General features: G+C 60.3%; 17 protein-coding genes and 2 pseudogenes. 13 read left to right on the top strand and 6 right to left on the bottom strand.

From position 1 onward, the window contains the following. Nucleotides 1-68 precede the first annotated feature (68 nt). From sdaAB to GKZ68_RS07720, 5 genes are all read left to right on the top strand, one after another. Nucleotides 69-746: an L-serine ammonia-lyase, iron-sulfur-dependent subunit beta gene (gene sdaAB / locus GKZ68_RS07740; RefSeq protein WP_173112847.1), complete on the top strand. Its 678-nt coding sequence runs from the start codon at nt 69-71 to the stop codon at nt 744-746. Nucleotides 747-940: 194 nt separating this feature from the next. Further along, nucleotides 941-2,479: a TolC family protein gene (locus GKZ68_RS07735; protein WP_173112844.1), complete on the top strand. Its 1,539-nt coding sequence runs from the start codon at nt 941-943 to the stop codon at nt 2,477-2,479. A gap of 65 nt (nt 2,480-2,544) precedes the next feature. Further along, the gene (locus tag GKZ68_RS07730) at nt 2,545-3,954 is read left to right on the top strand and encodes an efflux RND transporter periplasmic adaptor subunit (protein WP_173112841.1); all 1,410 of its coding nucleotides are present in this window, start codon (nt 2,545-2,547) and stop codon (nt 3,952-3,954) included. A 125-nt stretch (nt 3,955-4,079) separates the two neighbouring features. Then, nucleotides 4,080-4,892: a phosphatase PAP2 family protein gene (locus tag GKZ68_RS07725; RefSeq protein WP_173112838.1), complete on the top strand. Its 813-nt coding sequence runs from the start codon at nt 4,080-4,082 to the stop codon at nt 4,890-4,892. A gap of 30 nt (nt 4,893-4,922) precedes the next feature. Further along, nucleotides 4,923-5,336 carry a hypothetical protein gene (locus GKZ68_RS07720; RefSeq protein ID WP_173112835.1) on the top strand — a complete coding sequence of 138 codons (414 nt, stop codon included), beginning with the start codon at nt 4,923-4,925 and terminating at the stop codon, nt 5,334-5,336. A gap of 8 nt (nt 5,337-5,344) precedes the next feature. Here the strand turns inward: GKZ68_RS07720 and GKZ68_RS07715 are convergent, their stop codons facing one another. The 3 genes and pseudogenes from GKZ68_RS07715 to GKZ68_RS07700 all read right to left on the bottom strand — a co-directional run bounded on the left by GKZ68_RS07715 (nt 5,345) and on the right by GKZ68_RS07700 (nt 8,669). Next, a complete protein-coding gene (locus GKZ68_RS07715; protein WP_173112832.1) occupies nt 5,345-6,823 on the bottom strand; it encodes an exonuclease domain-containing protein in 1,479 nt (492 codons plus the stop codon). 120 nt (nt 6,824-6,943) lie between these two features. Further along, nucleotides 6,944-7,405, bottom strand: a complete 462-nt coding sequence (locus GKZ68_RS07710) for a PA2169 family four-helix-bundle protein (protein ID WP_173112829.1) — start codon at nt 7,403-7,405, stop codon at nt 6,944-6,946. Between the two features lie 110 nt (nt 7,406-7,515). Beyond that, nucleotides 7,516-8,669 (bottom strand): annotated as a pseudogene (locus GKZ68_RS07700) (AI-2E family transporter). A 319-nt stretch (nt 8,670-8,988) separates the two neighbouring features. Between GKZ68_RS07700 and GKZ68_RS07695 the strand changes: the two are divergent. The 3 genes from GKZ68_RS07695 to GKZ68_RS07685 all read left to right on the top strand — a co-directional run bounded on the left by GKZ68_RS07695 (nt 8,989) and on the right by GKZ68_RS07685 (nt 15,080). Next, on the top strand, nt 8,989-10,902 hold the full coding sequence (locus GKZ68_RS07695; protein WP_173112820.1) for a DNA topoisomerase IV subunit B: 1,914 nt from the start codon (nt 8,989-8,991) through the stop codon (nt 10,900-10,902). 219 nt (nt 10,903-11,121) lie between these two features. Continuing rightward, entirely contained in the window at nt 11,122-14,079 is a 2,958-nt protein-coding gene (locus GKZ68_RS07690; RefSeq protein WP_302052010.1) for a DNA gyrase/topoisomerase IV subunit A, read from the top strand. A 35-nt stretch (nt 14,080-14,114) separates the two neighbouring features. Further along, the gene (locus tag GKZ68_RS07685) at nt 14,115-15,080 is read left to right on the top strand and encodes a hypothetical protein (RefSeq protein ID WP_173112817.1); all 966 of its coding nucleotides are present in this window, start codon (nt 14,115-14,117) and stop codon (nt 15,078-15,080) included. A 15-nt stretch (nt 15,081-15,095) separates the two neighbouring features. Here the strand turns inward: GKZ68_RS07685 and can are convergent, their stop codons facing one another. The 3 genes from can to GKZ68_RS07670 all read right to left on the bottom strand — a co-directional run bounded on the left by can (nt 15,096) and on the right by GKZ68_RS07670 (nt 18,192). Continuing rightward, the gene (gene can, locus GKZ68_RS07680; RefSeq protein ID WP_173112814.1) at nt 15,096-15,872 is read right to left on the bottom strand and encodes a carbonate dehydratase; all 777 of its coding nucleotides are present in this window, start codon (nt 15,870-15,872) and stop codon (nt 15,096-15,098) included. A 154-nt stretch (nt 15,873-16,026) separates the two neighbouring features. Next, entirely contained in the window at nt 16,027-17,421 is a 1,395-nt protein-coding gene (locus GKZ68_RS07675; RefSeq protein WP_173112781.1) for a HAMP domain-containing sensor histidine kinase, read from the bottom strand. 90 nt (nt 17,422-17,511) lie between these two features. Next, entirely contained in the window at nt 17,512-18,192 is a 681-nt protein-coding gene (locus tag GKZ68_RS07670) for a response regulator transcription factor (RefSeq protein ID WP_173112778.1), read from the bottom strand. Between the two features lie 210 nt (nt 18,193-18,402). Between GKZ68_RS07670 and GKZ68_RS07665 the strand changes: the two genes are divergently transcribed. From GKZ68_RS07665 to rplT, 5 genes and pseudogenes are all read left to right on the top strand, one after another. After that, nucleotides 18,403-19,512: a lipopolysaccharide assembly protein LapB gene (locus GKZ68_RS07665; RefSeq protein ID WP_173112775.1), complete on the top strand. Its 1,110-nt coding sequence runs from the start codon at nt 18,403-18,405 to the stop codon at nt 19,510-19,512. Nucleotides 19,513-19,614: 102 nt separating this feature from the next. Beyond that, nucleotides 19,615-21,552 carry a threonine--tRNA ligase gene (gene thrS / locus GKZ68_RS07660; RefSeq protein ID WP_173112772.1) on the top strand — a complete coding sequence of 646 codons (1,938 nt, stop codon included), beginning with the start codon at nt 19,615-19,617 and terminating at the stop codon, nt 21,550-21,552. A 183-nt stretch (nt 21,553-21,735) separates the two neighbouring features. Next, a pseudogene (gene infC / locus GKZ68_RS07655) lies at nt 21,736-22,275 on the top strand (translation initiation factor IF-3); the annotation flags it as partial. Between the two features lie 198 nt (nt 22,276-22,473). Next, nucleotides 22,474-22,668: a 50S ribosomal protein L35 gene (gene rpmI / locus GKZ68_RS07650; protein WP_144842930.1), complete on the top strand. Its 195-nt coding sequence runs from the start codon at nt 22,474-22,476 to the stop codon at nt 22,666-22,668. A gap of 70 nt (nt 22,669-22,738) precedes the next feature. Continuing rightward, entirely contained in the window at nt 22,739-23,083 is a 345-nt protein-coding gene (gene rplT / locus GKZ68_RS07645; RefSeq protein ID WP_173112769.1) for a 50S ribosomal protein L20, read from the top strand. Nucleotides 23,084-23,123 lie beyond the last annotated feature (40 nt).

Below are 23,123 nucleotides of genomic sequence, written 5' to 3'. Positions count from 1 at the left end.
GCGAACCGGGCGCTGGGCTCGCTTTTCCAATTCATAACTCATAATTTATAACTCATAATTCTCTTCAGGTGGCCGAAAAATCCAGCATTTTTGACATGATAGGACCGGTGATGATTGGGCCCAGCTCGTCGCACACGGCCGGCGTGGTGCGCATTGCGCGGGCCGCCATCCGCATCCTGGGGGCGCTGCCTACCGAGGCGGTTATCACGTTTTACAACTCGTTTGCCCGCACTTACGAGGGCCACGGCTCCGACCGCGCCATCGTGGCTGGCCTGCTGGGCTATGCCACCGACGATACGCGCATCCGCACGGCTTTCGACCACGCCGCCGAGGCGGGCTTGCAGTATACGTTTCAGAGCGTGGGCAATGCCTCGACGCTGCACCCGAATACGATTAAGCTCAACCTTACTGGACCCGATGGCCACCAGGTCGAGGTAATGGGCCAGAGCCGGGGCGGCGGCGTTATTCGCATTGTGGAGGTCGATGGCTTTGGCTGCGACTTTTCGGGCTCGCTGCACACGCTCATCGTCGATGCCCAGGATGTGCCGGGCTCCATTGCTTTTATCGCCTCGGTTATCGCCCACGACGACTGCAACATTGCTACCATGTTCGTGTCGCGCAAGGGGAAAAATGAGGCCGCGCGGCAGTTTATTGAAATGGATAGCGCTATTAATGACTTGACCCTGGCTTACTTACGCCACCTGAGCTGGGTGCAGCGCATCACATACATTCCGACCTTGGAGTAAGGCGCCCTACTTTCGCCCGTCGGTTTTGGTGATATTCTGGTGAACGTCAGTAATGCGCTGAGCTGACTGGCGATAGCTGCGCCCCGCGCCGCTGGCTAGCCCCACCGATTAGCCAAAAATATCGGCGGGTCGGCCACGCTTCCTTACCGAAGGGCAACCAACAAGCGACTACATTAGCTCTTTCTTTTTCTACTATGACTGCACTAAGTACGCGCCTGTTACGGGCCTCGGTGGGGCTGGCGGGCCTGCTGGCCGCCGCCCCGCTGGCCGCCCAAACCAGCCCTGCCCGCCCGGCCTCACCCCCGGCCGCTGCGCTGGCTAGCCCGGCGGTGGCCGCTACCGGTCCCTGGGGCTTGCAGCGCGCCATCGACTACGCGCTGGAGCACAACATCGGGGTGCGCATCAACCAGCTTACGGTGCGCAGCAACGCCCAGATTTTGCGCCAGAGTAAGGCGGCGCTGCTGCCCACGGCCAATATCAGCGCTTCTCAGGCTTGGCAGTACGGCACCAGCGTGAACCCGCTCACGTATCAGTTTCAGAGCCAGACGGTACGCTCCAATAACTTCTCGGGCAACTCGCAGCTGGTGCTGTTTCAGGGCTTTCAGCTGCGCAACACCATTCGGCGCAATGCCCTCGACTTGCAGGCTAGCGAGGCCGACGTGCAGAAGACCCGCAATGATTTGAGCCTCAACGTGGCTTCGTTATTCTTGCAGCTGGTGCTGGCCCAGGAGCTGGTGCGCGCCAACCAGTTTTACGTGGCGCGCGACCAGGAGCAGATTGCCCGCACCAAGCTGCTGCTGCAAGCCGGCAGCATTCCGGAAAGCACCCTGCTCGATAGTCAGAGCCAGCTGGCTACCGACGAGCTGAACGTGACCACCGCGCAAAACCAGGCCACCATTGCCCGCCTCAACCTCCTGCAACAGCTCAACCTGGACCCGGCCGCCAACCCCGACTTTCAAATTGAGGTGCCCGACCTGCCCGACCCCGACGAGGAAAACGCCCTGGCCCTGAATACCAACGAGGTGTATCAAGGAGCGGCCACCCGCCAGCCCGAAATCAAGGCCGCCGACCTGCGGGTGCTCAGTGCCGGCCGCACCATCGACCTGGCCCGGGGCGCCTACTACCCGCGCCTGGCCCTGGCGGGCAGCGTGTTCAGCGGCTTTTCATCGGCCCGTACCGTGACGCAGGTCGGCAGCGATTCGACGGCCCGGCGCACCACCTTTTTCGTGCAGAACCCCGGCACGCCGGGCTCGCCGCTCACGCCGCTGAGCGTGATAACCTACCAGCGCAACGTAACCAGCCTTCCCCAGGGTTACTGGGACCAGCTCAACCAGAACCTGGGCCAGCAGGTGCAGTTTGCGCTCAGCATTCCGATTCTCAACGGCTTGCAGGTGCGCACCAACGTGCAGCGCACTATCATTGCCGCCGAGCAGGCCCAGCTGCAGGCCGAGCAGGCTCGCCTCACGCTGCGCCAGAGCATCGAGCAGGCCTACGCCGACGCCCGCGCCGCCCAGCTGCAGTATGCCGCCGCCAAGCGCCAGGTAGCCGCCCTCACGCTCACGCAGCGCAACTCGGAAATCCGCTTCAACAACGGCCTGCTCAGCGGTACCGAGTTTAATATTGCCAAGAATAATCTCAACTACGCCGTTTCTAACCAATTGCAAGCCAAGTATACCTTCATTTTCCGGCGCAAGGTGCTGGATTTTTACCAAGGCAAGCCGCTGGCCTTGTAACTAAAAATTGTGCGCGATTGCTGCGCTAGCGCCCGCAATGACAATGAAACACTAGATTCTTTTCCATGAAGAACAATCGTTTACTTATTATGCTGGCCGTGGCCGTAGTCGTGCTCATTGGCGGCTACGCGGTGGCGAAGAAAAAAGGCTGGGTAGGCAAGCCTGTCGGCACCGAAATCACGGCCGCCACGGCCGGCCCGGCCACCATTGTGGAGAAAGTGAGTGCCTCGGGCAAGGTGCAGCCCGAAACGGAAGTGAAAATCTCGCCCGACGTATCGGGCGAAATCATCGAGCTCTACGTGCAGGAAGGCGACTCGGTGAAGAAGGGCCAGCTGCTGCTGCGCATCCGGCCCGATAACTACCTGGCCATGGTGAGCCAGCAGTCGGCCGCCGTGGGCACGCAACGCGCCAACGTAGGCCAGGCCCAGGCCCAGCTGGAGCAGCAAACCGCCAATGCCAAGCAAACCGAGCTGACCTACCGCCGCCAGGCGTCGCTCTATAAGCAGAAGGTTATTTCGCAGGCCGACTACGAGGCCGCCCAGGCCGCTTATAATGCCTCCCAGGAGCAGCTCAAGGCCATTCGGGCGCAGATAACGGCCGCCCAGAGTACCGTGCGCTCGGCCCAGGCCGGCTTGCAGGAGGCCCAAAAAAACCTCAACAAAACCACCATCTACGCGCCGGTAAGCGGTACCGTGAGCAAGCTCAACGTGAAGAAAGGCGAGCGCGTAGTGGGCACCACCCAGATGGCGGGCACCGAAATCATGCGCATTGCCAACCTCAACAATATGGAAGTGCGGGTGAGCGTGAATGAGAATGATATCATTCGGGTGGCGCTCGGCGACTCGGCCGACGTGGAAGTAGACTCTTATACTACCAAGAATGAGAAGTTTAAGGGCATCGTGACGGCCATCGCCAACACGGCCAAGGACGCGCTCACCGCCGAGGCCGTGACCGAGTTTGAGGTGCGCGTGCGCCTGCTGCCCGAGAGCTATAAGCACCTCATTAAGACGGGGCCCAACGGCCACAGCACCGTGCCCTTCCGACCGGGCATGACGGCCTCGGTCGACATCATCGCCGACCGCAAGGCGGGCGTACTGAGCGTGCCGCTAGCCGCCGTCACAACGCGCTCCGACTCGGCCGCCACCAAGTCGGAAGCCGCCGGCGGCCGCAGCGGCCCCGGCGGACGGGCCACCGGCTCGGCCCAGGTAGTCGATGCCAGCAAGCCCGCGCCCAAGGCGGCCATTCAGGAGGTGATATTCGTGATAAAGAACGGCAAGGCAGTGCTGACGCCCGTCAAAACCGGCATCAGCGACTTTCAGAATATCGAAATTGTGAGCGGTATTTCGGCCGGTACGCAGGTGGCCAGCGGCCCCTTCCGCGCCGTGTCGAAAACCTTGAAAGACGGTGCCAACGTGGTAGTGAAAGATGCCGCTAGCCTCAGCAAAGAAGCCCTAGCCGACAACGGCGGCAAGTAGCGGCTAGCCTAACGAAGCTATTTTGCGTAAGAGCGGGCCAGCGAAAGCTGGCCCGCTTTTTTGTTTAAATTATGCTAATCTTTACAAAGGCCTGGGGAATAAGGCCAGCCGTTGGCTGGTTCAATATGTTGTTGGTTTTGAGCGGGCTAGTAGGCAGTGCCCAGGCCCAGACCTCGCCCGCTAGCCCTTCCGATTCCACGCTGCACAAGTATCAGTCGCTACCCGGCGCTGCGCGCCAGCCCTGGTACCGAAGCAAGCTGGTACGGGCCAGCATCGTGCCGGCCGTGCTCATCGGCTACGGCATCAGCGTCTACGACGACCACGGACTCTATTCTTCGCGCCGGGCGCAGGCCGACTTGCAGCGCAACTTCCCTAACTTTAACAGCCACCTCGACGACTACGGCCAGTATGCGCCCTACCTGGAGCTGGGAGCCGTGCTGGCCTTCGGCGTAGACGGCCGCAACGACCGCGTAAACCTGGCGCTCATCGTGGCCAAGTCGGAGCTGTTAATGCTGGGCATGGTCGAAATAACGAAGCGCGCCACCCACCACCTGCGGCCCGATGGCTCCGACTACCGCTCGTTTCCGTCGGGCCACACGTCGCAGGCGTTTCTGGCGGCCAGCATCGTGCACACCGAGCTGCGCGACAAAAGCCAGTGGTACGGCATCGGGGCCTACGCCGTGGCGACCGGGGTGGGTGCCTTCCGCATGCTCAATAACAAGCACTGGGAATCAGACGTGTTTGCGGGCGCCGGCTACGGCATTCTGGCGGCGCACCTGGCCTACCTCAGCCACCGCCACCGCTGGGGCCGCCACCCCGCCGACCGCCCCGGCGTGGGGCTAGCCCTGCCCCAGCCCGCCAAAGGCGAGTGGCAAATGAGCCCCACCATGCTGCCCGGCGGTGGGCTAGGGGTATTCGTAAGCTGGCAGGCGAAGTAGCCGGAGGCTAGCCATGACTATATTTTGAGCATGAAAGCAGTCCTGATTTTAATGCTAGTAAGTAGTCCGATTTCACTTTTCGCGCAAGGAGCGCCAACTTTCAGCCTGGAACGCTTACCCCACGCCAGCTATTTAGATTTCGCGTCGGAATTAGATGGCTGCGAAGAAGGAAAGAAGCTGGCCGAAAAAGATATTGAAGAGAAAAGGCCTTGCTTGCTTTTAGCAAGCGGTATTGCGCCCATAGCCTATACTACAGATAAAGATTTCGAAAATAAGTTTGGGGTTCACTATCTGGAAAACGGCTGTACGGGACCAGCTACCGCTTGTGCAACTGCATATGACGCGCGGATATTCCAGTATCTCACAGAAAGATTTGGTCGTGCCTGGCAGAAGAAGGTCAGAAAGGACGTGCTGGGCTTGGCGGAATGGAAACGCACTAAGTAAGCTAGTGACTACCCAAATACTTTCACTTGCTCGCCCTTGCGCTTGGTGCGCACGTGGTGACGGATAATCTGCTGCACATCCTTGTTATCGGCGTAGGGCTTAACGGCGGCCCGAAAATCGGCCAGCTTGCGCGCCGTAAACGTCTCATCGACGTAGCCGAAGCCCACGTAGCGGCCGTTCTCAATCACTACCAGCGATTTTTCGTCGGCCCGCCGGCCGGGGCCGATGACTACGAATGACTCGTGCTCATACGTGATGCTGTCGATGGCCTCGTCTACGCGCTGGTTGTAGCTTTCGGGTGGCTCCTGGCCCACGCAGGCACCCTGGCAGCGATGCACCTGGTAGTCGAAGCACGCGCCCTGAGTTTTATAGAGGCCGCACAGCTTCTGGCACAGGTTATACTTCGCAACCTTGTGGTAGAGAAAGCCTTGTGCCTTATACTGGTTGCCGAGCGCGATGATGGGAATCTCCGAGTTGCGGGCATCGGCGCGGCCGTAGTACAGGCACTTGTAGCCGTTTTCGTCGGTTTTGAGGTAAATACCGGCCGGAAATACTGACCGCCGCTGGGCCCGGTTATACGCCGGCTTGAGCTGCTTAATGAGGTGCGATTCGTAGAGCAGCGCCACCAACTCCGAGCCCGTCAGCTCCCAAGTTATGTCAGCAATAGAGTTCTTGAAATCCAGGCTTTTGCGCGACTTCACATCAACCGCGAAGTGCTGCTGAATGCGCTTATAGATGTTGATGCTCTTGCCCACGTAAATAACCTCGCCGGCCTCGTTGTGGAAGTAGTACACGCCCGTTTCCTGGGGCAGGGAAGCCACTTTCTCGGGCGTGATGAGCGGCGGCAGCAGGGCCGTTTTGATGGCCTGGGCCATGGCGGCCACCCGGCGCGGGCTAGGCTTTTTCTCGGCGCTGGCGCTACGGCCGGCGGGCGCCAGGGCATCGACGCGAGCCAGGGCGTCGGCGTCGCTAGCCTCCTGGGCGTCGCTGGCCTGCGTTATCTTCAGCAGGCGGTCAAAAAGTACGGCCGTGGCCTCGGCGTCGCCGGCGGCGCGGTGCCGGCCTTCGAGCGGAATTCCGATGTTCTGGCACAGCTTGCCCAGGCTATAGCTCGGCTGGCCCGGAATGAGCGAGCGCGAAAGGCGCACGGTACACAGCGTTTTGCGCGAGTAGTTGTAGCCCAGGTCGGCAAATTCCTTTTTCAGAAAAGAATAGTCAAACCGCACGTTGTGCGCCACAAATACGCAGCCTTCGGTCATTTCCACCACCTTGCGGGCCACTTCGTGGAAGCGCGGCGCATCGGCTACCATGTCGTTGGTGATGCCCGTGAGCTGCGTGATAAACGGCGGAATGGCGCGGCCGGGGTTTACCAGCGTGGTGTAGGAGTCAACCACCCGCTGGCCGTCGTGCACGAAGATGGCTAGCTCCGTGATGCGGTCGTTGGCTGGCTGGCCGCCGGTGGTTTCAAGGTCAATAATGGCGTACAAAGGCGCGAGGATAGGAGGACGAGCAGGGCTAACAAAGTTAGGGCCGGGGTTAGTTGCGACCCGAACGTTAAAAAGCCCACCGGAGTACTCCGGTGGGCTTTTTAACTTATTTGTTAGCAATTACTTAGCCTTGTTCATCGCCAGCCAGTTTTTGGCTTGCAGGATGGCGTCGTGCTGCTGCTGGAATACAGTTTTGGCACCAGCCGGCACATCGTTCGACGAAAGTACGGTTTCGTAAGCTTTCAGGGCCGAAGCTTCGCCGGTTTCGGCGGCTTCCAGCACGGCCGAGTCACTCTGGCCGGTAATAGCTGACTTAATATTAATCCAGCCACGGTGCACAGCGGCGGCGGCATCAGTTGCCAAGCTTTCTACCGTGTTGGTATCGTGGGCGTCAATGCCATATTGCTTGGCATAGCCTTCGAGGTCCGACACGAAGCCGGCGCGCTGCTGCGAAAACTGGCTCAGCTTGGCTTTGGTATCAGCATTTTTTACTTCTTCGGCAGCTTCCTGGTAGCCTTTTACCGAGGTGCGGTTTAGGTTCAGGATATCGGTAAGGGCGCGGGCGATGGTTTCGTTAGCCATGATTTCTGGTCGGTAATGGGAAGTTGTGGAAAAGGAGAAGGTTGCACGCCGGGCGGCAACTGTCAGCTATACGCATACTAGCCCCGATAGGGTTCGTACAACATTTGGGGCTAGCGCGTGCCCGGGATGGGCGGCAGCTGCGGCTCGGGCGCCAGCGGCGGGCGCTTGCCGCGCACTTGGTCCCAAAGCTTGGTCAAAAAGCTTCGGTCGTCGCTAGGGTCTTTTTTGGTAGTTTCGCCGTCGCTCACGTCGCCCAGCAGGAAACCCCAGGCCTCAGTGCCTTTATTAGCATCGAGCACTACTTTGATAACGGCCGACAGCGGCACACTTAGAATCATGCCCGGCGTGCCCCAGAGCTGCGCGCCCAAAATGAGGGCAATAATGGCGGTGAGCGGATTAAGACTCACTTTCGAGGCGGTAATAAGGGGGCCAGAATATTATCGGAGATAACCTGCACGAACATAAACACGCCGATAACCCCTAGCCCGTGCGCCACCGAGCCGGTTTCGACAAACGTGATGAGGGCCGGGATAATCGACCCTACCGTGATGCCGATGTAGGGAATGACGGCCAGCACCGAGGCAAAAACAGCAAAGAAGAACGCATACTTCACGCCCAGCAGCAGCAGCCCCGCCGCATTCATAACCGACACCACGGCAATAACCGTCAGCAGGCCAGTCATGTAGCCCTGCACCACGTGCTGAATATTATCAACCGTGTGCAGCACCGTGGTGCGCTTGTCGGGCTCCACAAACCGGAACATAAACTGCCGCAGATGGTCGCGGTAATACAAAAAGCAGAAGATGTAAATCGGTACTAGCGTCACGGTGCTGAGCACCCCCAGCGTCGTGCTCAGCGTCGAGGTCAGGTATTTGCTGCCCTGCTTTTGCAGGGTATCGAGCGAGCTATCAATCACCTGCTCGTGGTTCATCGGCTTGAAGTGAAACTTCTGGGCCAGCTGCTGCTGCGTCTGGTCAAAAAGAACTCCTAGCTTTTCCTGAATGAGCGGCAGCTCGCTGCGCAAGTCCACTATTTGCATCCCAAAAAATCCAAATAGCAGTACGATACCAATGATAACCAAGAAGATAGAAGTGGCGATGGCTAGCATCCGGGGCCACTTCCATTTTTCGAGCTGAGTAACCAGTGGCATCAGCAGCAGCGACAGCAGCACGGCGTAGATGAGCGGCAGCAGCAAGTCATCGAGCGTGTGCAACACAAATACTAGCAGCGAAAACCCCACCAGCAGGAAAGTGTAGTGCACCATCGGCGACTGCTTGACGTGAGAGGGCGCGTGGTTGAGCGTCGGCGACGGGACGTTGCGGGGGCTATTAAATTGATTAGCAGGTGGTAGCATTGACTAGATAAGCTATGGGGCTAGTGCTTGACGCATTGAGAGTTGGCCCATTTACGCAAACCAGCCGGGCACGTTGGGGCCGTGCTGGGCCGAACTGGGGGCCGCCAACTAATGTTGGCTAAGTAAATTGGCCGAAAAAAACTAAATTTGCTGGCTGGCCGGGTGCTGGCTAGCCGCGTTTTTTGGCGTTATTTTACCCGGCCATTGCGCCTTCTACGGATTATTACTCATGAGTGCTACCCTGCCTGCCGCCCCCGTCCACAATTACAACGAAGACAGCATCCGCTCGCTCGACTGGCGCGAGCACATTCGCCTGCGGCCGGGCATGTACATTGGCAAACTCGGCGATGGCTCGGCCTACGACGATGGTATTTATGTGCTTGTCAAAGAAGTAATTGATAACTGCATAGACGAGCACGTGATGGGCTACGGCCGCACCATCGAGATTAAAATCTCGGAAAGCCGGGTGCAGGTGCGCGATTACGGCCGGGGTATTCCGCTGGGCAAAGTGGTGGATGTGGTGAGCAAAATCAACACCGGCGGCAAGTACGACAGCAAGGTGTTTCAGAAGTCGGTGGGCCTCAACGGCGTGGGCACCAAGGCCGTGAACGCGCTCAGCAGCAGCTTCGTGGTGCAGAGCGTGCGCGAAGGCCAGCTCAAGGCGGCCGAATTTTCGCAGGGTCAGCTGCTCAACGACCCGGCGCCCATTAAGACGAGCCAGCGCAACGGCACGCTCATCACCTTTCAGCCCGACGACACGATTTTTAAGAATTACCGCTTCATTCCGGAGTTTCTCGAAAATCAGATTCGCTACTACTGCTACCTCAACGCGGGCCTGACCATCTACTACAACGGGCAAAAATTCGTGTCAGACAACGGTCTGCTCGATTTGCTAAAAGACAAAACCGACCAGGAAAGCCGCCGCTACGACATCATCCATCTCAGGGGCGAGGATATTGAAATTGCCCTGACCCACGGCAATGACTATGGCGAAGAATACTATTCGTTTGTGAACGGGCAGTATACTACGCAAGGGGGCACGCACTTAGCCGCGTTTCGCGAAGCGGTGGTGAAGACCGTGCGCGAGTTCTACAAAAAGGATTACGACGCGGCCGATATCCGGGCTAGCATCATTGGCGCCATCTCGGTGCGGGTGCAAGAGCCGGTATTTGAGAGCCAGACCAAGACCAAGCTGGGTAGCATCAATATGGAGCCGGAAGGCAGCCGCACCGTGCGCGGCTTTATCGTGGATTTTGTGAAGGAGAACCTTGACAACTACCTCCATAAAAATCCCCTAGCTGCTGAGGCGCTGCGCAAGCGCATTGATCTAAGCGAGCGCGAGCGCAAGGACATGGCTGGCGTGAAGAAGTTAGCCAACCAGCGCGCTAAAAAAGCTAATCTGCACAACCGCAAGCTGCGCGACTGCCGCTTTCATCTGGGTGAGAATGTGAAGGATGGCGCCGAAAAGGAGCAACTGACCACGCTTTTCATTACCGAGGGCGACTCGGCCAGCGGCAGCATCACCAAGAGCCGCAACGTGGAGCTCGAAGCCGTGTTCAGCCTGCGCGGCAAGCCACTCAACTGCTTCGGTCTCAAAAAGAAGATTGTGTACGAGAACGAGGAATTCAACCTCTTGCAGCACGCGCTCAACATTGAGGAAGGCCTCGAAGGCCTGCGCTACAACCGCGTGGTAGTAGCCACCGATGCCGACGTAGATGGCATGCACATCCGGCTGCTGCTGCTCACGTTCTTCCTCCAGTTTTTCCCCGACCTGGTGCGCAACGGCCACGTGTATATTCTTGAAACACCGCTCTTCCGGGTGCGGAACAAGAAGGAAACCATCTACTGCTACAACGAGCAGGAAAAGCAAGACGCCATGCGCAAGCTCGGCCGCAACCCCGAGGTGACGCGCTTTAAGGGGCTAGGGGAGATTTCGCCCGATGAGTTCGGGAAATTTATCGGCGAAAATATTAAGCTGGAGCCGGTTATCCTGCAGTCGGACCGCTCGATTCAGCAGGTGCTGGCCTACTACATGGGCAAGAATACACCGGCCCGCCAGGAGTTCATCATCGACAACCTGCGCCTGGAAAAAGACTTGGTGACGAGCGACGTGCTGCCGGTGGCCGAAATCGCGCTGGCGTAGGGCTAGCGAAACTCAAGTAATAGCCCTCGCCCGCTCGTCGGGCGGGGGCTTTTTGTAATGTCATACCCTAGAATTGCCAGTTATATTAGTAGCTTTGCCTTGAAGTGTAGCTAATATTTTTGGGAACTTTCCGAGCTAGCCAGCTCTTGCTAAACTGGTGATTGGCGCCAATTTTTACGGTACTTTTGACGGCAGCTTGCCGATTTTACGTTTTCTCTTGTGGCTATTTTTGACTCTACCGCTCCCGACGCTTCTGACCCTGACTACTTGCAGCCGGGCGACTCGCTGGATTTTGACTTAAGCGCCCCTGCCCACCCGGTGCCGGACGCAGCAGTTGAGGCCGCTGCGCACGAGGCCGCGCAGCTGGTAGCAAATACGTTATTCGACGAGACGGATGAGGCTAGCCCTGCGTTGTTTACCGATGGGGAAGCCGAGCCCGACTCGCCGCAGGAGGCTAGCGAAGAAGCAGAAGAGGATACCAAGTTTGCCCCCGGTGAGGTCATTCATGACCTTAATAACGTGCGCGGTATGTACCAGAACTGGTTTCTGGACTACGCCAGCTACGTGATTCTGGAGCGGGCCGTGCCGGCCGTGGAAGACGGCCTGAAGCCCGTGCAGCGGCGCATCCTGCACGCCATGAATGAGATGGACGACGGCCGCTTTAATAAAGTAGCCAACGTCATTGGCCAGACCATGCAATACCACCCGCACGGCGACGCCAGTATTGGCGATGCGATGGTGAACCTGGGCCAGAAAGACCTGCTTATCGAAACGCAGGGCAACTGGGGCGACGTGCGCACCGGCGACTCGGCGGCCGCGCCGCGCTACATCGAGGCCCGCCTGAGCAAGTTTGCGCTCGAAGTCGTGTTCAACCCCGACATCACGGAGTGGCAGATGAGCTACGACGGCCGCAAGCGCGAGCCAACTACGCTGCCCGTAAAGTTTCCGCTGCTGCTGGCGCAGGGCGTCGAAGGCATTGCGGTGGGCCTGAGTACCAAGATTATGCCGCACAACTTTCGCGAGCTGTGCCAGGCGAGCGTGGCGGTGCTGCGCAATCGGGAGTTTCAGTTGTACCCTGATTTTCCGACGGGCGGGCTAGCCGATATCAGCAATTACCAGAGCGGGCAGCGCGGCGGGCGCATCCGGCTGCGGGCCACGATTGAGAAGGTCGATAAGACGCTGCTCGTCATCCGCGACATCCCGTATGGCACCACCACCACGGCGCTCATGGAGAGCATCGTGAAGGCTAGCGAGGCCAATAAAATCAAGATTAAGAAGGTGGTAGACAATACCGCCGCCGACGTGGAGATTCAGGTGCAGCTGCCGCCCGGCATCAGCCCCGACCTCACCATCGACGCCCTTTATGCCTTCACGGATTGCGAGATTTCGATTTCGCCCAACACCTGCGTCATAATTGACGACAAGCCGCGCTTTGTGAGCGTGGAGGATATGCTGCGCCTGAGCACCGGCAAAACCGTGCGTTTGCTCGAACGCGAGTTGGAAATACGGCAGCAGGAGTTGCAGGAAAAATGGCATTCGGCGTCGCTGGAGAAGATTTTTATTGAAAACCGCATCTACCGCAAAATCGAGGACTGCGAAACCTGGGAGCAGATTCTCGAAACCATTGACGCCGGCCTGAAGAAGTTTGTGCGCGTGGAAGGTGAGAAATTGAAGGCTAGCGACACGCGCGTCGTGCTGCGCCGCCCGGTGAGCGAGGACGACCTGACGCGCCTAACCGAAATTCGCATCAAGCGCATTTCAAAATATGACGGTTTCAAGGCCGAGGAATACATTCAGAAGCTTGATGCCGAGCTAGCCGAGGTAGCCGATAACCTGGCGCACCTCACGCGCTACGCCATTGGGTATTTCGAAAATCTGCTGAAGAAGTACGGCGCGGGCCGCGAGCGTAAAACCCAGCTCCGGACCTTCGATGTAGTTACGGCACAGAAGGTTGCAATAGCTAACCAAAAGCTCTACGTGAATCGCCAGGATGGCTTTGTGGGCTACGGGCTGAAGAAAGACGAGTTTGTGTGCGACTGCTCGGACCTCGACGACATCATCGCCATCAAGCGCGACGGCACGTTTATGGTGACCAAAATCGCGGAGAAAACCTTCGTGGGCAAGGACATTCTGCACGTTGGCGTTTATAACAAAAACGATGACCGCCTGGTGTATAACATGGTGTACGTGGACGGGGCTAGCGGCATCAGCTTTGCCAAGCGCTTCCTGGTTACGGGCATCACGCGCGATAAAACCTACGACCTCACTAAGCGTACCAAGGGCACGAAAACGCTGTACCTGACGGCCAATCCTAATTCGGAAAGCGAGACGGTGACGATTCAGCTTTCGGACAAGGCGCCGGCTAGGGTCAAGCAATTCGAGTTTGATTTTGCTGAGCTGGCCATCAAAGGGAAGGGCTCTATGGGCAACATCGTGACCAAGCAGCCGATAAAGAAGATTACCCAGAAGTCGGTGGGCGACAGCACGCTAGGGGGGCGCGACGTGTTCTTCGACCCGGTAGTGGGCCGCCTCAACCACGCCGGGCACGGCCGCTATCTGGGCGCCTTCGACACCGAGCACGTGGTGCTGGTGGTGTACAAGGACGGCTCGTATGAACTGACCGCGCCCTCACCGGCCACGCACTTCGACGTGCCCAACATTGTGCTACTGCGCAAGCTGGAGCCCAATACCGTGGTGAGCGCCGTGTACGTGGACGGTGAAACCAAAATGCACTATGTCAAGCGTTTCCATATCGAAACCACGACCCTGGACAAGCGCTTTACCTTCATTTCCGAAAGCAAAGGCTCGAAGCTGCTGGCCGCCAGCACCTTTGCCGAGCCGGAGGTGGAAGTGAGCTTACAGCGCGATAAGAAGGCCGACAAGGAGAAGGAGAAGATTCGCCTCGACCAGTTTATCGAGGTAAAAGGTTGGAAGGCGCTGGGCAACAAGCTCAACTACTTCAAAATTCACGGCCTGGCGCTACTCACCGACGAAGGCCCCGAGCCCGCCCGCCGCGAAGCCAAGCGGCGCGGCGCGGCCAAGCCCGAGGGCGGGAGCGAGGCTAGCGACGAGCCGCTGCCCGCCGCTGCGCCGGCCAACGTAGAAATCACGGACGAAGAGGTGGCCCAGTCGCAGGCGCTGCTGCGGCGGCCCAAGGCGCAGCTAGGGTTGTTTTAAGGCACTAGCTCGCTGTTTAGCCCGTTGATAAAGGCATGGCTGTGGTTCGCCCGACACTGGTAGCAACGCTGCTGAGCCTGACCGGGCTGGGCGGCCTGCCCGTGGCCCAGGCCCAGAAAACGACCACCTCCCAGCCTTCATTGCCTGCTACGCTCGAGCCAGCTGAGCTAGGCCCCCGGCCAAAGTCCAAAGCCGGGGCCTCGCCCGCGCCCGACTCGGTGGCCTTGCGCCAGCACCTGCGGCTGGCGGCCAGCCTGCAGGGCAAGTATAAAGACTCGGAAGCGCTGGCCGAGTACCAGGCAGTGCTCAAGCTCAATGCCCAGCACTACGAAAGCCTGTGGCGGGCCGCCGTGCTGAGCGTGAGCATCGGCAACCGCTACTCGGACGAAACCCGCAAAAAAGCGTATTTCGACGCCGCGCACCAGTATGCTGACCGCGCGCTGGCCCTCCAGCCCGAAGGTGGCGAAAGCAACTACGCGATGGCGCTGGCCCTCTTCAGCGAGGCCGGGCTGACGAGCGCCCGCGACCGGCTGCGGCTGTTTAAGCAGCTGCGCTCGCACGTGTTTCTGGCCGCCGAGCGCCGCCCCGACCTGCCCGAGGCCTGGCAGCTGCTGGGCCGCTGGTACTACCGGGTGGCGCATTATAACGTGCTGGAAAAAACGTTTTCGCGCGTTTTTTTGGGCGGCTACCCGCACGGCGCCAGCTCTAAAAAAGCCATTGATGCCCTCGAAAAGGCGCATCAGCTCGACCCCGGCCGGGTGCAGTACAGCTACGACCTGGCCCGCATGTATAAGTACCAGAGCCACCGCCACCAAGCCATCGCCGTGCTGCAAGAAGCCATTAAGCTGCCCACTTACACCAGCGAGGACCTGACGGTGAACCGACTGTGCCAGCAGCTGTTGCCGCCGCTGCTGCGTGCCGCTGCCCGCCGCGACCGCCTGCATGCCCGCTGGTATAGAAATCTGAAGCCTACCCCGGCTACCGGTACCGCTGGTAAGTAAGCGCGTGGCATCAGTTTAAACCATTGCCGCTGCGGACGCGGGGTCGAGCGGCGGGCCGTCGCGGTGGCTGGCTTCTTCGGCGGTAGTGGCGGCTTTGGGGGCGGGTTGGGCCGCCGCAAACGGAGCAACCTCGGTGCCGTAGACGTGGGCCAGGTCGTGAATAACAGCTGTATTGTTTACCTGCAAGTCTTTGAGCACGCCATCGGCAATATCGTAGACGAGGCCGTGGAGGCGGGGCGGCTGGTGGCCGCGCAGCGCGTTCTGGATGATGTTGGTTTTGGCCAGGTTGCGCACTTGCTCCACCACGTTGAGCTCGACGAGGCGGCGCAGGCGCTGCCGCTCGTCCGGGAGGCGCAGCAGCTCGGTTTCGTGCAGGTGCACCACGTCGCGGATATTGACCAGCCAGTTGTCAATCAGCCCGTACTGCTTGTTGGTGGCCGCCGCCGCCACGCCGCCGCAGCCGTAGTGGCCCACCACCAGAATATCCTGCACGCCGAGCACTTCCACGGCGTATTGCAGCACGCTGAGCAGGTTCATGTCGGTGTGTACCACCAGGTTGGCAATGTTGCGGTGCACAAACATCTCCCCCGGCCCGGTGCCCGTGATGCCCGAGGCCGGCACCCGCGAGTCGGAGCAGCCGATGAACAGGTAGCGCGGCTGCTGGCCATTGGCCAGGCGCTGAAAAAACTGCGGGTCTTCGGCGTTTTTGGTAGCCACCCACTGCCGATTGTTGGCCAGAATATCCTGAATGCCGGAAGCAGCCGACTCTTTAGAAGAAAGCGAAGAAGCCATAAAAAAAGGGTAGGAGCGGAGGAGATTAAAAAGTGAAAAAGCCAGGTAAGGTAGCAGTCAGGCCTTAATACTAGCCCAGGGCTACCGCCCAGATGTGCACAGGCCTGGGAGATGATAGGATAGTTTTTAAGTTGAAATTATATAATATTTTTTCTTAGTGCAATGACCATTCGAGCCACACTTGAGTGCCCTGGCCGGGCTCGCTGGCCACGCGCACCAGGCCGCCGTGCAGGGCCATAATCTGGGCCGTGAGGGGCAACCCAATGCCGTGCCCCGGCAGCGCCCGCACCGCCGCCGCCCGAAAAAACGGCACAAACACCTGCTCCAAATCGGCGGCACTGAGGCCAGGGCCGTGGTCCTGCACCAGCAGGCGCAGGCGGCCCGCGCCGCCCGGCAGCAGGCTAGCCAGCACCGGCTCGGTGGCCCCGGCCGAGTACTTGCAGGCATTGTCGAGCACGTTGAGGATGGCAGCGAGCAGCAGCGCCTCATTGCCGCGCACGGCGGGCGGCGCCTCATCGCCCAGTTCTAAATCGACGCGGCAGGTGGGGTAGCGGCGCAGTATCTGCTCGTGGGCTTGCAGCAGCAGCTCATCAACCCGCACCGGGGGCATGGGCACCTGCGAGGGGTCGCCACTCGCCCGCGCTATTTGCAGCAGGCCATTGGTGAGGCTGCTGAGCTGGCGGGCCGCGTCGAGGGTGCTTTGCAGCGTGCGGCGGTAATCGGCAGTGGGCCGCTCGGCGGGCAGCAGCGCCACTTCGAGCTCGCCGATGAGGGCCGTGAGGGGCGTGCGCAACTCGTGCGAGGCATCACGCACGAAAGTGCGCTGGCCCACGAAAGCCGATTCGAGGCGGTCGAGCAGGCGGTTGAAGCGCTGAGCCAGGTGGCCTAGCTCGTCGGCCCGGCCCTTGGCCTGGGTGAGGCGCCGGCTCAGGTCGGTAGCCGTGATGCCATCGACCTCGCTCACCATGCGGCGCAGCGGGTACAGGGCCTGCCCGGCCAGTAGCCAGCCGCCCCCGCTCATCACGGCGGCGGCGGCCAGCAGGCCTATTATCAATACCTTGCGCAGCGTATCGAGCTGGCGGCGGCCTTCCTCATCGACCGAGGCGGCCACCACCACGAGCGGGCCTAGCCGGGCATCCTGGTAGAGCAAACCCACCGTTTCGTGATAATGGGTTTCGGGCTCGAGCACCGCCCTACCCAGCTGGTGCACCTCGGCCAGCCAGGCGGCCGGAATGGGCTTGGCCGGCGGGCGCTGGCCCTCGCGAAACACGAGCCGTCCGGCGGCGTCGTACACGCGCCCTTCCTCGGCGGGCAGCGTGCGGTAGAGCTGGCGCAAATACTGCCGGTACGAGGCCCGGTGGCTCGAATCGGCCCGCGCCTGGCCGTCGGCGTAGGCGTGGCCCACCACCAGCGCCCGCTTAAACAGGCTTTGGGTAAACTCTTCACGGCGGGCTCGCTGCGTTACGAAGTAGATAGCCAGCGCGAACAGCACCAGCGTAATCACCAGAATGGCTCCAAACTGAGCCGCCAGCCGCAGGCGAATGGACATAGAATGAGGAATCGTAAGTAACTCATAAGTAATTAGGTAAGTAGTGCAGGTGATGAGTAACATCACGTGGTGCCCACTCTTCGCTAGCCATTACTCATTAATCCGCAGCGCGTAGCCCATGCCCACCAGCGTGTGAATGAGCTTGGGCTCAAAGCCTTTATCTATTTTCTTGCGCAAAAAATTGATGTACACGTCAATTACGTTGGAGCCGGTGTCGAAGCTCAACTCCCAGACGTGCGCCAGCAAGTCGGCGCGGCTCACTACGTGGCCCTGGCGGCGCAGCAGGTATTCGAGCAGCGCAAACTCGCGGGCCGTGAGCGTGATAAGCTGGCCGGCACGCTCCACGCGCTTGGTGGCGGGGTCGAGGCTGAGGTCGGCCAGGCGCAGCACGGCGGCCGGCGCGGGCGCCTCGGTGCGGCGGCGCACCAGCGCCCGGATGCGGGCCAGCAACTCACTGAAGGCAAAGGGCTTGACCAGGTAATCGTCGGCCCCGGCGTCGAGGCCCCGGATTTTGTCGTCCGTTTCGCCCAGCGCCGTGAGCATCAGAATGGGCACGCCGGGGTCGTGGGCGCGCACCTGGCGGCACACTTCGAGGCCGCTGAGGCCGGGCAGCATCTGGTCCAGAATCAGGCAGTCGTACTGCGTGCTTTGGGCGCGGCGCAGGCCGAGCAGGCCATCGGCGGCCAGGTCCACGGTGTAGTCCTGCTCGCTGAGGCCCTGGTGCAGGAAGGCAGCCACGGAGGGCTCATCTTCGACGAGAAGAATTTTCATGGGCGCAAAGAAACTGCCCGGTGGCCGGGTCGGGGGCTAGCCAATGGCGAGCCGAGCCATCGCCGGCCCGGTTGCGGCACTAAAAATCGGCTTCGGGGCTAGCGGGCCGGCCTGGGGAGATACGGAGCGCTTTTTCGCTGCGCGCCTGGCTAGACCTATTTTTGGGGGTTGTTTCTGCTTTGCCTTATGTGTCGTCGGCTTCTTCCTGTTTTGGCTTTGCTGCTGGCCGCCTGTCACAGCACGCCCACCGAGCGGCCCGATACCCTCGTGAACCTGGCCACCGTGCGCACCGGCCCTCGCGTGCAGGCCGATGAGCTCGACGGCGCCATTCGGCAGCAGCCCGATAATACCGGCCTGCTGGCCCGCCGTGCCAGCCTGCGCCTGGCCGCCGGGCAGCCCGTGGCGGCCTTGCACGACGTCGAAACGGCCTTGCAGGTCGATGACCAGGATGGCGACCTCTACTTTTTGCAGGCCCGCGCCCTGCGCGCCCTGGGCCACCTGAATGAGGCCCTGGCCGCCGCCCGCCGCGCCGCCGACGCCGGCTTCAACTCGCCCGAGCTGCCGCTGCTGGAAGGCGAAACGCACCTCGCCGCCCGCCACTACGGGGCGGCCCTGGCTAGCCTCGACCGCACCCTGCGCCTCGACCCCGACCAGCCCGCCGCGCTTTTCTACAAAGGCCTAGCCTACGCCGCCACCGCCGATACGGTCCAGGCCTTTGACTACCTACAGGCGGCCCGCGCCCGCGACCCGCACCAGCCCGAGATTCTGCACCAGCTGGCCTTCCTGCTCAATGCCTACCGCGTGCCCGAGGAAGCCGCCACCTATGCCACCCAGGGCCTGCGCCTCGACTCTACTTCGGGCGCGCTGCACTACGACTACGGCCGCCAGCTCGAATTGCAGGGCCGCCCCGACAGCGCCTTGTTTTATTATCGCCGTGCGCTGGTTTTCGACACCACCCAGTACCGGGCCGACTACCGGCTAGCCCTGGCGGCCAGCGCGCACGGCCAGCGGCCGGCCGCTATTATTCCGCACCTGCAGCGGGCGCTGCGCCGCAACCCGCGCCTGCCCGGCGCCCGCGCCCTGCTGGCCGAGGCCCTCGAAGGCCAGCACCGCCTGCCCGAAGCTCTGCGCCAGTACCGCATGCTGGTGCTCGAAAACCCTAGTAATCAGCACTGGACCTTTAAAGTCTGGAAAACCAATGAGCTGGTGCAGGCCTCCCTGCCCGATAGCCTGCGCACCACGCCGCGTACTTACTACCACCGGGCGCCCAGTGCGCGCCCCCGGCCAATAGAGCCGCTGAGTCCGCTGCCTATGCGCTAGCCCCTGCCCGGCAAGCAAGAGGCTTAGGTATCGTAGGGAGGCACTCCTAGCGCTCGCAGGTGTAACTTGCGCCTGCTTTGCGCCCACCGCAGGCAGTAGTTTATGCTCCACATTACCCTCCCCGACGGCTCCGTCCGCCAGGTCGAAGCCGGCTCGACGGGCTACGACCTCGCCGCCAGCATCAGCGAAGGCCTCGCCCGCAATGCGTTAGCCGTGAAAGTAAACGGTGAAATCCGCGACCTGCACCGCTCCCTCACCGAGGATGCGACCCTCGAAATCCTGACCTGGAACGATGCCGGCGGCAAGCAGGCCTATTGGCACTCCTCGGCCCACCTCATGGCCGAAGCCCTCGAAGCGCTGTATCCCGGCGTGAAGCTGGCCATCGGCCCGGCCATCGAAAACGGCTTCTATTATGACGTAGACCTCGGCGAAGGCCGCGCTATTTCGAGCGACGACTTCCCGGTCATTGAGAAGAAAATGCTCGAGTTGGCCAAGCATAAAAGCAAGTTTGAGCGCCGCGACGTGCCCAAGGCCGAAGCCATTGCCTACTTCACCGAAAAGCAGGACCCCTACAAGCTGGAGCTGATTGACGGCCTCCAAGATGGCCAGATTACGTTCTACTCGCAGGGCAATTTTACGGACCTTTGCCGCGGGCCACACATCCCTGATACCAGCCCCATCAAGGCTGCCAAAATCATGAACGTGGCCGGCGCCTACTGGCGCGGCGACGAGAAAAATAAGCAGCTCACGCGCCTCTACGGCATCACCTTTCCCAAGGCCAAGGACCTCACCGAGTACCTCGAAAAGCTGGAGGAAGCCAAGCGCCGCGACCACCGCAAGCTGGGCAAGGAATTGGAGCTGTTCGCTTTTTCGGAGAAGGTGGGCGCCGGCCTGCCGCTGTGGCTGCCCAAGGGCACGACCCTGCGCGAGCGCTTAGAGCAGTTTCTGCGCAAAGCCCAGGTAAAGGCTGGCTACCAGCCGGTTGTGACGCCCCACATCGGTGCGAAGGAGTTGTACGTGACCAGCGGCCACTACGAGAAGTACGGCGCCGACTCGTTCCAGCCCATCAAGACGCCCAACCCCGGCGAGGAGTTTTTCCTCAAGCCGATGAACTGCCCGCACCACTGCGAAATCTACCGCACCAAGCCCCGCAGCTACCGCGACCTGCCGGTGCGCCTGGCCGAGTTCGGCACCGTGTACCGCTACGAGCAATCGGGCGAGCTGCACGGCCTCACCCGCGTGCGCGGCTTCACGCAGGATGATGCGCACATCTTCTGCCGCCCCGACCAGGTGAAAGAGGAGTTTCAGAAGGTGATTGACCTCGTGCTCTACGTATTCAAGGCGCTGGGCTTTAGTGATTTCACGGCTCAGATTTCGCTGCGCGACCCCGAAAACAAGACCAAGTACATCGGCACCGACGAAAACTGGGCCCTGGCCGAAGCCGCCATCCAGGAATCGACGGCTGAGAAGGGGCTAGCCACCGTGACGGAGCTAGGCGAAGCGGCCTTCTATGGCCCCAAGCTCGACTTTATGGTGCGCGACGCGCTGGGCCGCCGCTGGCAGCTCGGCACCATTCAGGTCGATTACAACCTGCCTGAGCGCTTCGACCTCGAGTACGTGACGCCCGAAAACACCCGCGCCCGCCCGGTGATGATTCACCGCGCGCCGTTCGGCTCGTTGGAGCGCTTCGTGGCCGTACTCATCGAGCACACGGCCGGTAATTTCCCGCTCTGGCTCTCGCCCGAGCAGTTTATTGTGCTGCCCATTTCCGATAAGTTTGCCGACTACGCCCACGAGGTAAGGGCCAAGCTGGAAGCCGCCGACCTGCGCGGCACCGTAGACGGCCGCGACGAGCGCATCGGCCGCAAAATCCGGGACGCGGAAATTGCCAAAACGCCCTACTTGCTGATTGTGGGTGAGAAAGAAGCCCAGGATGGCCTGGTGAGTGTGCGCCGCCACGGTGAGGGCGACATCGGCTCGATGCCCATCGAGGCCTTTATCAAGAGCGTGAATAGCCAGATAGCGGAGGCAATGGGGTAGGTGATTACTTAGTTAACTGAAAATAAGGCCCGGTCGATACCCTCGGCTAGGCCTTATTTTTTGGTATCATTTTGATTTACCAGTAAAAAGTCGGATATTTGCCCCCCGAACGCTTGGCCCGTGGGCCATTCGTTCATGCCTTAAAAACTTTCCCCGCCACATTTTAGCAGGAGGACTTTCGCCATAGCTACCCCGAATCGTCGGTACGTGCCCCGCCAGCAGGTGGAGGAGCCGTTCAAAATCAATCAGAAAATCACCGCTCGCGAGGTTCGCCTCGTGGGGGATAACGTCGAGCAGGGGGTATACCCCACCGACCAGGCCCGCAAGATGGCCCAGGACCAGAACCTGGACTTGGTGGAGATTTCGCCCACGGCCGTGCCGCCCGTGTGCCGCGTCATCGACTACTCGAAATTCAAGTACGAGCAGAAGAAGAAAACCCGCGAGCTGAAGGCCAAGCAAACCAAGGTTGTCCTCAAGGAAATCCGTTTCGGACCCAATACCGACGACCACGACTTTGACTTCAAGCTCAAGCACGCGCAAGAGTTTTTGAAGGAAGGAGCTAAAATCAAGGCCTACGTGCACTTCGTGGGCCGCAGCATCGTCTTCAAGGAGCGCGGCGAAATATTGCTGCTCAAGTTTGCCCAGGCCCTCGAAGACCTGGCCAAAGTAGAGCAACTGCCCAAGCTTGAAGGCAAGCGGATGTTCCTCTACCTGGCGCCGAAAGCCGCCGTAGTGGTTAAGGCCGCGCCCAAACCCGCGCCCGTTGAGAAAGATAAAGCTGTGAAAGCTCCTAAAGAGGCCAAGCCGACCCAGGAGCCCGCCGCGACCGAATAGCTTCACCCCGTTTGTTGATGGCTGCCGCTGCCGAATGAGTAATTCGTTCAGCGTCAGTACCTAACAATCAATAATCAACCACAACCCATGCCCAAAGTAAAAACCAAGTCGGGTGCCAAAAAGCGTTTTAAGCTGACCGGCACCGGCAAAGTAAAGCGCAAGCACGCCTTCAAGTCGCACATCCTGACCAAGAAGAGCACCAAGCGCAAGCGCGCCCTCACCCACAGCGGCCTCGTTAGCTCGGCCGACATGAACCGGGTGAACCAGATGCTGAATATCTAAACTATCACCAGGCTTCCGGCTTAAGCTTCAGTAATTTACTGAGCGCCGGCTGCCAAAAACAACTTAGGTTATGCCAAGGAGTGTAAACCACGTGGCCTCGCGCCACCGCCGCAAGAAAGTAATGCGCCTTGCCAAAGGCTACTATGGCCGGCGCAAAAATGTGTGGACCGTTGCGAAAAACGCCGTAGAAAAGGGCTTGCTCTATGCCTACCGCGACCGCAAGGTGAAGAAGCGCGAGTTCCGCGCCCTCTGGATTCAGCGCATTAACGCTGGCGCCCGTGAGCACGGCCTCTCGTACTCGCAGCTAATGGGCGGCCTCAAAAAAGCTGGTATCGAGCTCAACCGCAAGGTGCTCGCCGACCTCGCGCTCAACCACCCCGCTGCTTTCGCCGGTATCGTGGAGAAAGCGAAGTAGTTTGCGGCTCCGCCAGCGGAAATATTTGTTGGATTAGAAA

Source organism: Hymenobacter sp. BRD128 (assembly GCF_013256625.1).
In the GTDB taxonomy this organism is placed as follows: Bacteria; Bacteroidota; Bacteroidia; order Cytophagales; family Hymenobacteraceae; genus Hymenobacter.
The sequence above is the reverse complement of the archived record's forward strand: the minus strand, read 5'-3'. Positions and strand labels throughout refer to the sequence as shown.

Excerpts from the sequence above, each read along its gene's own strand:
- can (WP_173112814.1), bottom strand. The coding sequence starts at position 15,872 with ATGGCTTCTTCGCTTTCTTCTAAAGAGTCGGCTGCTTCCGGCATTCAG.
- GKZ68_RS07725 (WP_173112838.1), top strand. The coding sequence starts at position 4,080 with ATGTTGTTGGTTTTGAGCGGGCTAGTAGGCAGTGCCCAGGCCCAGACC.
- thrS (WP_173112772.1), top strand. The coding sequence starts at position 19,615 with ATGCTCCACATTACCCTCCCCGACGGCTCCGTCCGCCAGGTCGAAGCC.
- GKZ68_RS07730 (WP_173112841.1), top strand. The coding sequence starts at position 2,545 with ATGAAGAACAATCGTTTACTTATTATGCTGGCCGTGGCCGTAGTCGTG.
- rpmI (WP_144842930.1), top strand. The coding sequence starts at position 22,474 with ATGCCCAAAGTAAAAACCAAGTCGGGTGCCAAAAAGCGTTTTAAGCTG.
- GKZ68_RS07670 (WP_173112778.1), bottom strand. The coding sequence starts at position 18,192 with ATGAAAATTCTTCTCGTCGAAGATGAGCCCTCCGTGGCTGCCTTCCTG.
- rplT (WP_173112769.1), top strand. The coding sequence starts at position 22,739 with ATGCCAAGGAGTGTAAACCACGTGGCCTCGCGCCACCGCCGCAAGAAA.
- GKZ68_RS07685 (WP_173112817.1), top strand. The coding sequence starts at position 14,115 with ATGGCTGTGGTTCGCCCGACACTGGTAGCAACGCTGCTGAGCCTGACC.
- GKZ68_RS07695 (WP_173112820.1), top strand. The coding sequence starts at position 8,989 with ATGAGTGCTACCCTGCCTGCCGCCCCCGTCCACAATTACAACGAAGAC.
- GKZ68_RS07720 (WP_173112835.1), top strand. The coding sequence starts at position 4,923 with ATGAAAGCAGTCCTGATTTTAATGCTAGTAAGTAGTCCGATTTCACTT.
- GKZ68_RS07710 (WP_173112829.1), bottom strand. The coding sequence starts at position 7,405 with ATGGCTAACGAAACCATCGCCCGCGCCCTTACCGATATCCTGAACCTA.
- GKZ68_RS07735 (WP_173112844.1), top strand. The coding sequence starts at position 941 with ATGACTGCACTAAGTACGCGCCTGTTACGGGCCTCGGTGGGGCTGGCG.
- GKZ68_RS07675 (WP_173112781.1), bottom strand. The coding sequence starts at position 17,421 with ATGTCCATTCGCCTGCGGCTGGCGGCTCAGTTTGGAGCCATTCTGGTG.